The 14224-nt window shown below is 62.6% G+C and carries 15 protein-coding genes and 1 tRNA gene; 7 read left to right on the forward strand and 9 right to left on the reverse strand.

Going from position 1 to position 14224, the window contains the following annotated elements; translation table 11 throughout:
• Window positions 1–59: 59 nt before the first annotated feature.
• Genes LCM24_RS09045 through LCM24_RS09055 form a run of 3 tightly spaced genes read right to left on the reverse strand, consistent with a single transcriptional unit; the run spans window position 60 to window position 2708 of the window.
• Window positions 60–1388, reverse strand: coding sequence for a tetratricopeptide repeat protein (locus LCM24_RS09045; RefSeq protein ID WP_224803727.1), 1329 nt, complete (start codon window positions 1386–1388; stop codon window positions 60–62).
• Between the two features lie 42 nt (window positions 1389–1430).
• Window positions 1431–1961: a hypothetical protein gene (locus LCM24_RS09050; RefSeq protein WP_224803728.1), complete on the reverse strand. Its 531-nt coding sequence runs from the start codon at window positions 1959–1961 to the stop codon at window positions 1431–1433.
• Window positions 1962–1991: 30 nt separating this feature from the next.
• On the reverse strand, window positions 1992–2708 hold the full coding sequence (locus tag LCM24_RS09055) for a ParA family protein (RefSeq protein WP_090478130.1): 717 nt from the start codon (window positions 2706–2708) through the stop codon (window positions 1992–1994).
• Window positions 2709–2923: 215 nt separating this feature from the next.
• Here LCM24_RS09055 and LCM24_RS09060 point away from each other — a divergent pair, with 215 nt between their 5' ends.
• From LCM24_RS09060 to bfr, 4 genes are all read left to right on the forward strand, one after another.
• A complete protein-coding gene (locus tag LCM24_RS09060) occupies window positions 2924–3913 on the forward strand; it encodes an SPOR domain-containing protein (RefSeq protein ID WP_224803729.1) in 990 nt (329 codons plus the stop codon).
• A 67-nt stretch (window positions 3914–3980) separates the two neighbouring features.
• On the forward strand, window positions 3981–5243 hold the full coding sequence (locus LCM24_RS09065; protein WP_224803730.1) for a DUF418 domain-containing protein: 1263 nt from the start codon (window positions 3981–3983) through the stop codon (window positions 5241–5243).
• A 66-nt stretch (window positions 5244–5309) separates the two neighbouring features.
• On the forward strand, window positions 5310–5501 hold the full coding sequence (locus LCM24_RS09070; RefSeq protein ID WP_160594314.1) for a bacterioferritin-associated ferredoxin: 192 nt from the start codon (window positions 5310–5312) through the stop codon (window positions 5499–5501).
• 119 nt (window positions 5502–5620) lie between these two features.
• Window positions 5621–6118, forward strand: coding sequence for a bacterioferritin (gene bfr, locus LCM24_RS09075; RefSeq protein WP_160594315.1), 498 nt, complete (start codon window positions 5621–5623; stop codon window positions 6116–6118).
• Here bfr and LCM24_RS09080 read toward each other — a convergent pair whose 3' ends face one another.
• Entirely contained in the window at window positions 6119–6610 is a 492-nt protein-coding gene (locus LCM24_RS09080; RefSeq protein WP_224803731.1) for a DUF2721 domain-containing protein, read from the reverse strand.
• Window positions 6610–8043 (reverse strand): ribosome biogenesis GTPase Der, encoded by a 1434-nt coding sequence (der, locus tag LCM24_RS09085; protein ID WP_224803732.1) that lies wholly within the window; start codon window positions 8041–8043, stop codon window positions 6610–6612. Before der ends, LCM24_RS09080 begins: the two co-directional genes overlap by 1 nt.
• Window positions 8044–8131: 88 nt before the next feature.
• On the opposite strand from der, the gene LCM24_RS09090 reads away from it, so the two are divergent.
• Window positions 8132–8710 carry a CHAP domain-containing protein gene (locus LCM24_RS09090; RefSeq protein ID WP_224803733.1) on the forward strand — a complete coding sequence of 193 codons (579 nt, stop codon included), beginning with the start codon at window positions 8132–8134 and terminating at the stop codon, window positions 8708–8710.
• Here LCM24_RS09090 and LCM24_RS09095 read toward each other — a convergent pair whose 3' ends face one another.
• A complete protein-coding gene (locus LCM24_RS09095) occupies window positions 8711–8995 on the reverse strand; it encodes a DUF3297 family protein (RefSeq protein ID WP_160594318.1) in 285 nt (94 codons plus the stop codon).
• A gap of 55 nt (window positions 8996–9050) precedes the next feature.
• Window positions 9051–9296 carry a hypothetical protein gene (locus LCM24_RS09100; RefSeq protein WP_224803734.1) on the reverse strand — a complete coding sequence of 82 codons (246 nt, stop codon included), beginning with the start codon at window positions 9294–9296 and terminating at the stop codon, window positions 9051–9053.
• Between the two features lie 147 nt (window positions 9297–9443).
• Here LCM24_RS09100 and LCM24_RS09105 point away from each other — a divergent pair.
• Both LCM24_RS09105 and tig read left to right on the forward strand, forming a co-directional pair.
• Window positions 9444–9528, forward strand: a tRNA-Leu gene (locus tag LCM24_RS09105).
• Between the two features lie 68 nt (window positions 9529–9596).
• Window positions 9597–11213, forward strand: a complete 1617-nt coding sequence (gene tig / locus LCM24_RS09110) for a trigger factor (RefSeq protein ID WP_224803735.1) — start codon at window positions 9597–9599, stop codon at window positions 11211–11213.
• A 68-nt stretch (window positions 11214–11281) separates the two neighbouring features.
• Here tig and LCM24_RS09115 read toward each other — a convergent pair whose 3' ends face one another.
• Window positions 11282–12649, reverse strand: coding sequence for a cation:proton antiporter (locus LCM24_RS09115; protein ID WP_224803736.1), 1368 nt, complete (start codon window positions 12647–12649; stop codon window positions 11282–11284).
• 6 nt (window positions 12650–12655) lie between these two features.
• Window positions 12656–14197, reverse strand: coding sequence for an amidase (locus LCM24_RS09120; RefSeq protein WP_224803737.1), 1542 nt, complete (start codon window positions 14195–14197; stop codon window positions 12656–12658).
• Window positions 14198–14224 lie beyond the last annotated feature (27 nt).

The following is a 14224-nucleotide window of genomic DNA, read 5'->3' on the forward strand; positions in this document are numbered from 1 at the left end:
AAGAAACCCCCGCCGGATCGCTCCGGCGGGGGTCAGGTCTTGGCGTTTGGCTGTGCGTCTTAGCGCGCTGCGACCCTTATTGCCGCATCGCCCAGGTGACCCGGGAGCGGATTTGCGGAGGCATAGGCGATGCAACCGCCGCCTTTGCCCTTGACGGCGGAGCACATGCTCTGTGCCGAATTCTTGGCGAAGCCTGCTGCCGCGACGCGGTAGTAGATCTTGCCGTTCACGCGGGCCTTGGTGATGACTTTCTTCGCATCGGCAAGCTCGGGATACTTTTCCTGGAACTTGCGCCAGCCGTCCTGAGCATCCGACATCGAAAAATACGAGCCGAGCTGGATATTGTGGTCGCCCTTGGCAAGCGCGATGCTCGGGGCGGCCTTGGGTGCAGGTTTTGCAGCCGGGCGGGATGCCGGGGCGGCAGCCTGTGCCTCGGCTTTCGGAGCCGCAGCTACCGCAACCGGAAGGGGCTGAACCACTTCTTCGGCGACAAACTGCTTGCGCGGAGCGGCTTCAAGGCCGGCATCGGCAAGCTGCGCATCACCGAAATCCTGTGCCTGCGGTGCTGCGTCGAATGCAGGCAGTTCGCCGGCAAAGGCGAAGCTGGGTGCGGGTTCTTCGACCACGACCTCTTCTTCGACCGTTTCGGCAGCCAGCATCGGAACGCTGGGATTGTTCGAAAGCGCCAGCATGGCGGGCTGGCCGGAATCGGCACTGAGGTCGACACCCATCAGGCGCGCCACACGAACGCGGGTCATTTGCGGGCTGGCCAGGGCTCCCCATTCGGCCATGCGATCGCCAACCTCATTGGCCGGCACGTCTTCCATGGCCATCAGCCGCGCTGCGCGCCACTGGCCCGAAAGAGCATAGGCATAGGCCAGGTTCTGGCGGGTCTTGGTGGTGTTCTGGCCGCCGCGGATGGCGTTGCTCAGCACATGGACACCGCGTTCAGGCTGGCCTGCAAGCGCGATTGCAAGACCGAAATCGGCCGGGTCGAGCGAGGCTTCCCAGCGCTCGAGCGTTTCGATCGCACCGAGTTGGTCGCCTGCGCCGATCTGCGCGAGGGCAAGGCTCACGACGGTGCGCGGACCCGTTTCGCCGAGGGCGACGGCATCGGAGAAGGTCTGCGATGCAGACTGGAACCGTCCTGCTTCGAGATAGGCATTGGCCAGCAATGTCCGGCTGTGCGCATCGCGCGGCGATGCCAGTACGGCAGCTTCTGCGTGCTTCACGGCCTTGTCGGCCTTGCCCTTCTGCAGCGCGACTTCGGCCTTGGCGGCAGAGTGCGAAGCGGTGGGCGCGACCTTGCCGGAGCAGCCGGCGAGGCCCGTGGTTGCCAGGGCCGTAGTGACGGCCAGACGGACGAAGAGTTGGTTCTTGGTCTGCATTAGTGCTTACCCCCTAAAGGCGATCCCACGTCCTTGGTTTGCTTACTTGCCGTCATGCTGAACCTGGGCAGCAAGAGCGGCGATTTCCGGCATTTCGGCCAAGAGGCCGTCGAGTGCGTCCGTCACCAGCTGCTGTGCGCTGGACCCGCGGACGGTGCAGGCGAGGCGCAGCATGAGGTGGCGTTCCTGGTCGAGGCGCAGCGTAAAGGCTGCACGTTTGCCCTGGCGCAGCGCAGACTTGCGCTGGACGGGCTGTTTTTCTTCCGGCTTCTTCTCGAGCTGCGAAGCAATGCGGTCGAGCGAAGCGCGTACCTGGTTGGGCTCGCCACCTTCGTTGGCGGCTTTCGGCGCAATCGAGACCACGTCGGCAGGCATTTTCACCAGCCCGGCCTCGGGTGCGGCGCTTTGCGCTTCGTCACCCATGTCGTTCCAGCCCAGGTCTTCCAGGTTTGCTGCTGCTGCTGCGCCGTCGACCGGGCCGATGGCCGTCGACTGCGGGCGCATGGCAGGCTTGGCGCCGCCCTTGCGTGCGAGCAGGGTGGAAGAGAGCGATGCGAAATTGGCGTCAGACATCCGGCTAGCCCCGCCTTTCCTTGTTTGCTCTTACTGGGCGACCCGACGGCCGAAGCCACCGGCGGGACGATAGACACCGGGCTGTGCCGCCTGAGTATTGGGCGCGGCGAAGACGGTGCGGCGGAAATTTTTCTCGAGTCGATCCGCAATGTATTTCCACAGGGCGGTAACCTCGGCAGCCGAACGGCTTTCGGGATCGACTTCCATCACGGTGCGGCCATCGATCATCGAGGCGGCGAAATCCGTGCGGTGGTGAAGCGTGATCGGAGCAACGGTGCCGTGCTGCGAGAGCGCGACGGCGGCTTCCGAAGTGATCTTGGCTTTCGGCGTTGCGGCGTTGACCACGAAGATCAGCGGCTTTCCGGCGCGTTCGCAAAGATCGACCGTGGCGCCGACAGCGCGCAGGTCGTGCGGGCTGGGGCGGGTCGGAACGACGATCAGTTCGGCCACCGAAATCACCGACTGGATAGCCATGGTGATCGCCGGGGGCGTATCGAGAACTGCAAGCTTGAAACCCTGCTGGCGAAGAACCGCCAGGTCGTTGGCGAGCCGTGCGACGGTGGTCTGGGCGAAAGCGGGAAGTTCCGCCTCGCGCTCGTTCCACCAGTCGGCAAGCGAGCCTTGCGGGTCGATGTCGATCAGGACGACCGGGCCTGCGCCCGCTCGCTGCGCCTGAACGGCCAAATGTCCGGAGAGCGTGGTCTTGCCCGATCCGCCCTTCTGCGATGCCAATGCCAATACACGCAAGGCTGGTCCCCCTGATTGCGCTTCTAACCAGTCGAGCCACAAGGTTGTGACCCTCTCGATCGAAGGAAATCGCAGACTACCCCTAATTTAGGGTTAATTTTGCAGCACATTCATTTGCGAGGGCCGGGCCGGGCGAGGATTGGAGTTTGTTAAGTTTGGCTTTCGTATAGGATCGCGCAAACCGGGATACGCAGCGCACAGGTCGAGGGGCAGCCATGAGATTACGGGAACGCACAGCGGCAGTCGCCCTGCTTTGCACGATCATCGCCGCTCCGGCGCAGGCCGATGTAAAAGCCGGTGTCGACGCATGGTCTGCCGGGGATTTCGCCGCTGCGGTGAAGGAATGGACCGGACCTGCCGCACAGGGTGATCCGGACGCGCAGTTCAATCTCGCGCAGGCCTATCGTCTTGGCCGGGGTGTCGAGGCCGATCTCGGTCGGGCGGAGGCCTTGTATGCGCAGGCAGCGGCAAGCGGGCATATCCGCGCTGCCGACCAGTACGGGCTATTGCTGTTCCAGACCGGTCAGCGCGATAAAGCCATGCCCTATATAGAAGCAGCGGCAGGGCGGGGTGAGCCGCGGGCCCAATACCTCCTGGGTATCGCGCATTTCAACGGCGACCTTGCCGCAAAGGATTGGCCGCGAGCCTACGCCTTGCTGACGCTGGCGAATGCTGCAGGCATGCCGCAGGCTGCGGGCGCACTCGCCCAGATGGATGAACACATTCCGCTCGAGCAGCGCCAGCAGGCACAGCCGCTTGCCGCATCGCTCAAGGCAAAGGCCGACGCCACCCGTGCACGTGAGCTGGCCGCGGTCGATCTAGCTCTCGGCACGCCTGCGCCGGTCGCTGCGCAGCCATCTGTCGAGAATCCGAAGCCGGTAGTGGTCGCGAAAGCGGAAACGGCTGCCGCTCCCGTACCTGTCGTCCGAGCAGCGTCGCCGGCGCCAGCCGCGCCGTCCAAGGTGGAGACCGCGACAAATGGCCCGTGGAAGGTCCAGCTTGGCGCATTCGGCGTGCCGGGCAATTCCGAGCGCCTGTGGTCGAGGATTTCCTCGCGCGGCGAAATCGCCGGGCGCGAACGGATCGAGCGCAAGGCCGGCAATCTGACGATCCTCCTCGCCGGTGGCTATGCCAGCAAGAAAGAAGCCTCCGCGGCCTGCGCTTCGTTGAAGCGGTCGGGGCAGGAGTGCCTCGTCACCCGCTAAGCGGGACCGATTGATCGAAGGGCTTCCAGACCGCGCCTATCGCCCTATGAGGGGGCGAGGGGGAATCATGGACCAAGACATCGCCACGCCCGACCGGCCGCAGCCGGTAGCCGTTTCAGGAAACCGCATAACCAGTCTCGACTTTATTCGCGGCATTGCCGTGATGGGCATCCTCGCGGCTAATATCTTCGCCATGGGGCAGCCGTTCACGGCCTATATGTACCCAACGGCATTCACCGTGCCGCACTCGGCGGCAGAAGGCTGGATGTGGGTGGCGCAATTCGTGCTCATCGACGGAAAGATGCGCGGTCTTTTCAGCCTGCTTTTCGGGGCGGGCCTTTACCTCTTCATGGAAAAGACCTGGGCGAAGGGCGGGACCGTGTGGCTCCAGATCAAGCGCCTCCTGTGGCTTGGCCTGTTCGGTGCGATCCACTTCTTCTTCATCTGGCGTGGGGACATCCTGTTCCTTTACGCCCTTTGCGGCCTCATTGCCGTCGCCATCTTCATCGGGATGAGCGTGCGTAAGCAGCTCGCCTTCGGTATCCTCGCCTATATTGTCGGGACACTCCTCTACGGCAGCCTAATCGCAATGCAGTTCGTCGCCGACACGGAGGTGGACAGCGCGGTCTACGGGCAAATGCAGGAAGAGCTGCAACAAGGCGCCGAAGAGGACTTGCAGGACGGCAGGCTGGAAACGCAAATCCGCCAGGATGGCACTTACGGCGACTATGTGGCGCACAATTTCTCGGCCCACACCGGGGACCTTGCCTTCGTGATGTTCTTCGCGTTCGAGACCCTGCCGCTGATGCTCTTCGGGATGGTTCTCTATCGCAAGGGCCTCTTCGACGGACGCTGGAGGCCGCGATCCCTCGGCGTCTGGGCATGGCTAAGCCTGCTGGTCGGCGGCGCGCTGACTCTATGGATCGGGCTCGCGACCAAGGTGGGCGGCATTACATATTACGGCTCGCTCGCCGCTTTCGTCGGCTGGACGCACATCCCGCGCCTGTTCATGGTGCTCGGTCTCGTGATCCTGCTGGCCATCCATGCGCCAGCAGCGGGCGGCTGGCTTTCCGACCGGATTACCGCCGCCGGTCGGGCCGCTTTCACGAATTACCTCGGCACCTCGATCGTGATGCTGTTCGTCTTCGGAAATTGGGGCCTTGGTCTTTTCGGGCGCTTCGGCAGGACGGAGCTTTACCTGGTGGTCCTGGCCAGCTGGTTCGTGATGTTGCTTTGGTCGAAACCGTGGCTCGACCGATTCCGCTTCGGTCCGTTCGAATGGGCCTGGCGCTGCCTTACATACGGCAGGATGTTTCCGATCCGCCGCTGAGGACTTGCTATTGCGAGTAAGTCGCAATATATCTGCTCTTGCGAATCAATCGCAAGGAGTTCCGCGGTGTACACCTGCATCTGCAATGCCATCAGGGAAACGGACCTTCGCGCCACCGCGCGCCGCGTGTCCGGTGACGCCGAAGCTTGCTATGCAGCGCTGGGCAAACGGCCCAATTGCGGTGCCTGCCTCGACGAGGCCGATGCGATCATCTTCGAAGAACGCGAGATGGCATTCGAGCCGGCCGGACGTTCCTGACCGCTACTGAAAATCGCTTGCAACTGTAGGTTTTCTGCCGTTTTTTGCACTCGGCGGGCTTGTCGCCCGCCAGCTCCTCGCGCATAATCCTCTCGCTCAACAAGACGAGGACCAGTGCCATGAAGGGCGATGCCAAGACGATCGAATTTCTCAACAAGGCGCTGACCAACGAGCTGACGGCGATCAACCAGTACTGGCTGCACTACCGCGTCCTTGCGGATTGGGGCGTGTCCAAGCTGGCCGAGTACGAGCGGCACGAATCCATCGACGAGATGAAGCACGCCGACATCCTCGCCGAGCGCATCCTGTTCCTGAACGGGCTTCCAAACTTCCAGGCTATCCACAAGCTCAAAGTCGGCGAGACGGTCGAGGAAATCCTCAAGGCCGATCTCGCGATGGAAAACGAGGCCATTCCGCTGCTGCGTGATGCGATCGAGCATTGCGAAAGTGTTCGCGATTTCGTCAGCCGCGAGATCTTCGCCCGTATCCTCGAAAGCGAGGAAGAGCATGTCGACTTCCTCGAAACGCAGTTCGACATGATCGAACGGATGGGGCTGCAGAATTACGTGCAGCTCAATTCCGAACCTGCGGGCGACACCCAGGTTAACGCCGGCTGATCAGCCGCGCCTTTTGCGCTGCATCATGCGTTCGTGATTGCGCCGCGCAGCTGTGCGGGTTTCGAGTAGAAAAGACGCGAGGCCAGCCATCAGCAGCGCCATCGTGACGAGCCATGACACGGCCACCAGCGTGCCGAGCGGCGTGCGCACGAAGGCGCTGATGAAGAGCAGCATGATGACGACGCTAATCGTGAATGCCGAGGCGGTGCTCAGCATGACGGCGCGCTGGGCGTAGACACGTCGTTGTTCGAGTGCGGGCAATTCCTCGACGAGGTCGCCTGCGGTATCATTCTCGTCTGCGGCAAGGATGCGCTCGATCTTGTTCGCCACCCAGATAAGGCGATTGGTCATCACATTCATGACCGCCCCGATACCTGCAAGAAGGAAGGCGGGTGCCAAGCTCAGCTGCACCACATTCTGAACGCGAAGGCTCGAACTGGTCCGTTCGATCAGGTCGATACCGGGCAGGCTGACCAAGAGGTCGAACAGCATCAGCGCCCTCCGCTGTAATTGCCGCCGCCGCCCTTGTTGGCGTTGTAAGGGTTCTTCGGGCTTTTGAGGACCACGCGCACCGGCACGGCGTCGAAGCCGAGCTTGGCGCGGATGCCATTGACGAGGTAGCGCTCGTAACTCTTGGGCAGATCGTCGAGGCGCGTACCGAACACCACGAAGCGTGGCGGGCGGGTGCTGGCCTGCGTGATGTAGCGCAGCTTGATCCGGCGGCCTCCGGGTGCGGGTGGCGGATTGGCTTCCAGCGCGTCGTCGAACCAGCGGTTGAGTGCGGCTGTGGGCACGCGGCGGCTCCATGCCTCGCGGATTTCGAAGGCTGCCGACAGCATTGTGTCGAGGCCCTTGCCGGTCTTGGCCGACACGGCGAAGAGCGGCACGCCGCGGACTTGCGAGAGGCCCTCGTTCAGTGCCTCGCGAATGCCGTTGAACAGCGAGCTGGCGTTTTCCGCAATGTCCCACTTGTTGATCGCGACCATCAGCGCGCGGCCTTCTTCCAGCGCCTGGCTGGCGATCTTGAGATCCTGGTGCTCTAGCCCCTGCGTCGCATCGAGCAGGAGCACGACGACTTCGGCAAAGTCGATGGCGCGCTTGGCATCGGCGACCGACATTTTCTCGATCTTGTCCGTCACGCGGGCACGCTTGCGCATCCCGGCGGTGTCGATGAGCCTGATCTCGCGGGTCTCGTTCGCCTTGGGGTCGAACCATTCCCAATCCACCGCGATCGAATCGCGGGTGATCCCGGCTTCCGGGCCCGTCAGCAGCCGATCTTCGCCGAGCAGCCGGTTGATGAGGGTCGATTTCCCCGCATTCGGCCTGCCGACGATGGCGAGCTTGAGAGGGCCGGCGGGGGCATCCTCATCGTCGTCTTCGAAGGATGCAGCTTCTACCGCCGCTTCAGCCTCTTCGGACTTGGCGCCGATCAACGGCCAGAGACCGCCGAACAGGTCGGCGATACCTTCGCCGTGCTCTGCCGAAACGCCCAGCGGCTCGCCCAGCCCGAGCGAATAGCTTTCGAATATGCCTGCTTCGGCTGCCTTGCCTTCCGCCTTGTTGGCCACCAGCACCACAGGCACTTCCTGCTCGCGCAGCCAGCGGGCGATTTCCTCGTCGAGAGGCGTGATCCCGGCGCGCGCGTCGATGACGAACAACGCCGCGTCTGCGCCTTCGAGGCTGACTTCGGTCTGCTTGCGCATCCGGCCGGGGAGGGTGGCGTCGTCCTCGTCTTCCCAACCGGCGGTATCGACGACCGTGAACTGCAGGCCGGCAATTTCGGCATCGCCCATGCGGCGATCGCGCGTCACACCGGGCTGGTCGTCGACCAGCGCGAGTTTCTTGCCGATCAGCCGGTTGAACAGCGTCGACTTGCCGACATTGGGACGGCCGATGATGATTACGGTGGGTTTGGTGGCGTTCATTCTGCGCGGCAAGTGGCGTTTCGCGGCCAGAATGGCAAGGAAAAGGCGCTTAGTAAGGTATTAACCACGACGCGCTATCCCTTACGGCATGGGTACGAAAAGGATCGCCGCAACGCTCTTTGTCGCCTGCCTCGCTCACGAGGCACCGGTGCTTGCGAACAGCGAAACCGACGAGTTGAGCGCCTATATCCAGTGCGCTCCTTACGCCCGCGAAATCTCAGGCATTGAGATTTATGGCGATGCGCGGACGTGGTGGACCCAGGCGCGGGCCCGCTACGAAACGGGAAACGTACCGCGCGAAGGCGCGGTCATGGCATTCCGCCCGCACCGCTCGATGCAGCTTGGGCATGTCGCCACGGTAAGCAAGGTGCTCGATTCGCGAAGGGTCCTGCTCGACCACGCCAACTGGTCGCCGATCGACGGCAAGCGGGGTCAGGTCGAGAAAGACGTTCTCGCCATCGACGTATCGCCCAACAATGACTGGAGCGAAGTGCGTGTCTGGTACGCACCCATCGCCGATCTCGGTAAAACGCCTTGGCCAATCGAAGGCTTCATCTACGCAGACAAGCGGGAGGTCCGCGAAACTGCACCGCGCCCGCGAATAGCCACAGCGCGTCCCGATCCTTCGAAAACTTTCCTGTCGGCTTTTGCCGACTACGCGGACTGATCAGTCTGCTTTGCGAACCGGCGCGTCGTCGCCGAGATCTTCGTACCAGGCCTCAACCGGACCATTGAGCTTGAGCGTCAAGGGATTGCCCTTGCGGTCCAGCGTCTTTCCGGCCTGCACACGGACCCATCCGCCCGAGATCGAATATTCCTCGATATCGGTGCGCTGACGCCCCTTGAAGCGGATGCCGACGCCGCGCTTGAGCACTTCGACGTCGAACTTGTCGCTTTTCGGATTGACCGAAAGCTGGTCGGGCGGGAGGTCGGTTTTGGTGTCTTCGCTCATGGAGCGCGCCCCTAATCCGGCTTTGGTCGTGCTGCAAGTTCAATCGGCTCGAAGCTCAGTCGGGCGGCATTACAGCCGCGTCCATGGCGATCTCGCCTGCGCCGTCCTTCCCGCCTTCCATCGCTGCGCCCATGCGCTTCTCTGCCTTCTTGTCCTGTTCATCCGGAGCGCCGCGATCCTGGAGGACATCGCCTTCGCGTTCCCCCTCTGCCGCCATTTCGCGAGCGGTCTTGGGATCGGCGTCGGGGTCGATCGCGGGCGGGGTTGCGGGGGGAATGGCCGGTTTGTCGTAATCACTCATGCGAATTTCCTTTCCCCTCACGAACGAAGGCGGTGCACAGGCTGTTCCTGCGTCCATCGCCGCGCTTGCCCTTTTCGCCCGACACGACTAGAGGCACGCGCCTATACGCGTAGCGTGCGGCGCTAACGCGCAGCTTCGTTCGGGTTAGCGGGCGTGGCGGAATTGGTAGACGCGCTGGTTTTAGGTACCAGTATCGCAAGATGTGGGGGTTCGAGTCCCTTCGCCCGCACCAATCCGTCGCGGACACGTTCAGCCTTCGCGCCTTATTAGACACTTGGAAAGTCACGAGTTCTCAAACCCATGCAGATCAAAGAAACCGCCAACGACGGCCTGAAGCGCGCCTATACGATCACCCTGACCGCCAAGGATATCGACGGCCGCGTCGATGCGGAGGTCGCCAAGATCGCCCCGCAGGTGAAAATGCCCGGCTTCCGCCCCGGCAAGGTTCCCGCGAATCTCGTGCGCAAGATGCACGGCGAACAGCTCCATGCGCAGTCGCTCAACGACATGATCCGCGAATCGGTCGACAAGGTGATGGCCGACAACGAACTGCGTCCCGCCATGCAGCCCAAGGTCGAACTGAACGAAGGCTATGAAGAAGGTAAGGACGCCGAGATTTCGGTCGAACTCGAAATCCTGCCCGAAGTCGAAGCGCCGTCGACCGACGGTCTCGAAATCGAACGCCTGACCGTTCCGGTTTCCGACGAGCAGGTGATGGAATCCATCAAGACGCTCGCCGACAACAACAAGAGCTATAAGGACGCTGCCAAGTCCAAGAAGGCCGCCGACGGCGACCAGCTGATCATCGATTTCGTCGGCCGCGTCGACGGCGAGGAATTCGAAGGTGGCAAGGCGGAGAACACCCCGCTCGTCCTGGGTTCGGGCATGTTCATCCCGGGCTTCGAAGAACAGCTCACCGGCACCAAGACTGGCGACAAGAAGACCATCGAAGTCACCTTCCCCGAAGATTACCAGGCGCAGCACCTTGCCGGTAAGAAGGCCGAATTCGACGTCACCGTCCAGCAGGTGAAGGTCGAAGGCGAAACCAAGATCGACGACGAGTTCGCGAAGAACTTCGGTCTCGACGGCCTCGACAAGCTCAAGGAACTGATGCGCGGCCAGCTCGAGCAGGAAACTGCCGGCCTGACCCGCACCCAGATGAAGCGTTCGCTGCTCGACCAACTTGCTTCGGGCCATGACTTCGCCGTGCCGCAGGGCATGGTCGATGCCGAGTTCGAGCAGATCTGGACCCAGCTCCAGCAGGAAGCCGCCCGTTCGGAAGATCCGGAAGCGATGCTGAAGGAAATCGAAGCCGAGAAGGACGACTACCGCTCGATCGCCGAACGCCGCGTGCGCCTCGGCCTGCTGCTGTCGGAAATCGGCCAGCAGAACAACGTTCAGGTCACGCCGAACGAAATGAGCATGCTCATCCAGCAGGCTGCCCAGCAGTACCGTGCCGAAGATCGCGAGCGGTTCATCCAGTACGTTCAGTCCGAACCGATGGCTGCCGCCCAGCTGCGCGCACCGCTTTATGAAGACAAGGTCGTCGACTTCCTCTTCGACAAGGCCGAGATCACCGAACGCGAAGTGACGCGCGAAGAACTCGAAGCCGCGATCGAAGCGGACGAGAGCGAAGAAGCGGCGAAGCCGAAGAAGAAGGCTGCGGCGAAGAAGAAGGCTCCGGCGAAGAAGGCTCCGGCGAAGAAGGCTGCCGCAAAGAAGGACGACAAGAAGGCTGACGAAAAGCCTGCGGCGAAGAAGGCTCCGGCAAAGAAGCCTGCAGCCAAGAAGGCACCTGCCAAGAAGGCTGCTGCAAAGAAGGACGAGGGTGAAAAGAAGGCCCCCGCCAAGAAAGCCGCTGCAAAGAAGCCGGCCTCCAAGAAGGCTCCGGCCAAGAAGGCTGCAGCGAAAAAATAAGCTCGCTAGTTTGAGCTGATCGAAGGGGCGGCGGGAGCGATCCTGCCGCCCCTTCTGTTTGCACCCTGTCAGAGAGGCTTCTTGGCCTTCTCTACCGAAAGCGGCGTCTCGTCGGGGCTGAGACAATCGATGCTGTCGTCCTGCCCTTCATGAATGTGGGCCCGCTTGCTCTCAACGTGCCGGATCAGTGGACCCGCTAGGATCCCGTGCACGACGACCGAGACAAGGATGATAAAGCTGGCTGTCGCCCATAATAGGTCGAGACCCTCGAAATTGGCGTGGTTCTGGCCGTAGGCGAGGTAATAGATCGATCCCATTCCGCGCACGCCGAGGAACGCGACAGCGAACTTCCCCATCAGCGGCAAGTCACAATTCGCCTCTGCCAGAAGGCCCGCAAGCGGGCGGATCACGAAGATCAGTGCCAGGCCGACCAGCGCTGCCGGCCATGTCAGCGCATCCAACACGCCGCTGGCCAGCATAGCTCCGAAGCTGAACAGAACGGCGACGAGGACGATCTGCTCGATCTGGTCGATGAAGTGGTGACTGAGCTTGTGATACCGGCTGCGATTTTCGCGTTGGCGGGCGGTCACCGCTCCCACGAAGACCGCGATGAAACCGTATCCTTCTACCATTTCGGCAAGACCATAGCCCAACAGGAGCGTGCCGAGCACGATCAGCCCTTCACTGGTCGAATATTTTGGATGCTTGGCTAGGTCCCCGTCTTCTTCCACGTCTTCCATTTTGGCGTCGGCTTCGCGTTCGAACACGTACCAGGCACCTGCGCGTCCCACGATCCAGCCCATCGCGACACCCGCCACGATCCGCCAGACCAGGTCCAGCGCAACCCATTCGAGCGTCCATGCGCCCAGCGACGTCATCCCAACGGCCGCAATCGCAAGGTAAGTGAAGGGGAAGGCAAGCCCGTCATTGAGGCCTGCCTCCACCGTCAGAGAAAAGCGCACATCGTGCCGCTCGTTCTCGCCGGGAGGTCCCACCTGCACGCTGCGTGCGAGCACGGGGTCGGTGGGGGCCATCGCCGCGCCGAGTAGCAGTGCCGATGCGGGGGCTAGGCCCAGGGCCCACCAGCCGAGCAGCGATACGGCGAGGATGGTCAGCGGCATGGCGATCAGGAGGAGCGGCCAGATTTGTCGCCAGTTCTTCCAGTTGGCGGGCCTGTCGATCGCAATGCCTGCTGCCATCAGAGACGCGATAACAATGAATTCGGTCACATACTCCAACGCGACCGCGTCAAAGCCGTCGACGGTCGGATTGATGTGCGGCAAGCCCAGGGGCAGCGAGAACAGGAGATATCCCGCTGCGACATAAACGATGGGCAGCGAGAGCCAGAACCGCGCCAGCCATTTCTCGAGCGATACCGCCAGGATGAGGCCGAGCCCGAAGATGACGAACATGAAGATGCGCGGATCGAATTCCATGCGGTATTACTGTTCGGCGCCGCTGTCGGGTTCCCACCTCTGGAAGGATGGCTCCGGAATTGTGGCGCTTCGGACAGCTTCGTACGCTGCACCGACCTGCAACACTTCGAAATCCTGCCACTTTGCGCCGAAGAAGCTGATGCCGACCGGAAGGCGTTCGATCGCTCCCATGGGCACGGTCAAATGAGGGTACCCGGCGATCGCAGCGGGTGACCCGAAGCCGATGCTGCCGTTGTAATTGTCGCCGTTGACGAGATCGCTCGTCCACGAAGGACCGCGCGTGGGCGAGACGAGGAATTCGACATCGTACTGCGCCAGCAGCGCGTCCAGCGTCTCTTCTCCCGCGATCCTTACGGCGTTCTTGCGCGCTTCCTCGTAAGCGGCACGGTCGGTCGTCGTCTCCGCCAACTCGAAGAGTCCCTGGCCGAACCAGCGCATCTCCTCGCCCGCGTTGAACTTGTTGAAGGCGATCACTTCAGCGAGCGTGCGCGGCAAATCTTCGCCCGGCAGGCTGGCGAGGTAGTTGCCCATCTCTTCGCGCAATTCGAACATCAGCACGGTGAAGCTGTCTTCGTACATCTGCCCGTTGACGTCGAATTCGATGTCGACCAGCACTGCACCGGCTTTCTCGAGATCGGACAGGGCCTGTTCGAAGACTTCGGCCACGTCGGCGCGATTTCCGATCTGCTTGCGCATCACACCGATCCGCTTCCCGGCAAGCGAGAAATCCGCCAGCCCGTTGAAATAGTCGGCCCTGCGCGGAACGGCGAGAGTGGCTGCGTCGGCGGCGTCTTCGCCCGCGATAGCGGACAGCAAGAGCGCGGCATCGGCAACCGTTCGGGTCATCGGCCCGGCAGTGTCCTGCGTGCTGGAAATCGGCACGACATGCGTGCGACTGACGAGGCCGACGCTCGGCTTGAAGCCGACGATACCGTTGATGCTGGCCGGGCACGTGATGGAGCCGTTCGTCTCCGTCCCGATCGCCGCCCAGGCAAGCCCGGCCGCCACCGCCGCTCCGCTTCCGGAGGATGATCCGCAGCTGTTACGGTCGATGGCGTGCGGGTTGCGGGTCAGGCCGCCGACCGCGCTCCACCCGCTGGTCGAGGAATCGTCCCGGATATTGGCCCATTCGGACAAGTTCGTCTTGCCGAGCACCAGCCCGCCTGCGCGCCGCAAGTTCGCGATAAGCGGTGCGTCGCGCCCGGTCATGTTGTCGATCAGGGCAAGACTGCCCGCAGTGGTGGGCCATTCGCGGGTTTCGATATTGTCTTTCACCAGCACGGTTCGCGCAGCGAGCAGGCTGGCCGCATTGATGGCCTGTGCTTCGTCGCCCGGATCGGGGTCATAGGCGATCACGGCGTTGAGCGTCGGCCCGGCATCGTCGAGCGCGGCAATCCTTTGCGCATAAAGCCGCGCGGTCTCTGCCGCGTCGGGAGCACGCTCCGACACATCCATCTGCTCATTGGCAGGAGGCGTCGCGACCCCCTGTGCTGCGAGCGGGGTGGCAAATGCGAACAGCGCGGCGGCGCTAAGGAGGCGAGGCGTCATGACGCCTTCCTGCCACAGCCACCAGGC

The sequence above is a fragment of the Qipengyuania aquimaris genome, assembly GCF_020171965.1.
In the GTDB taxonomy this organism is placed as follows: domain Bacteria; phylum Pseudomonadota; class Alphaproteobacteria; order Sphingomonadales; family Sphingomonadaceae; genus Qipengyuania; species Qipengyuania aquimaris_A.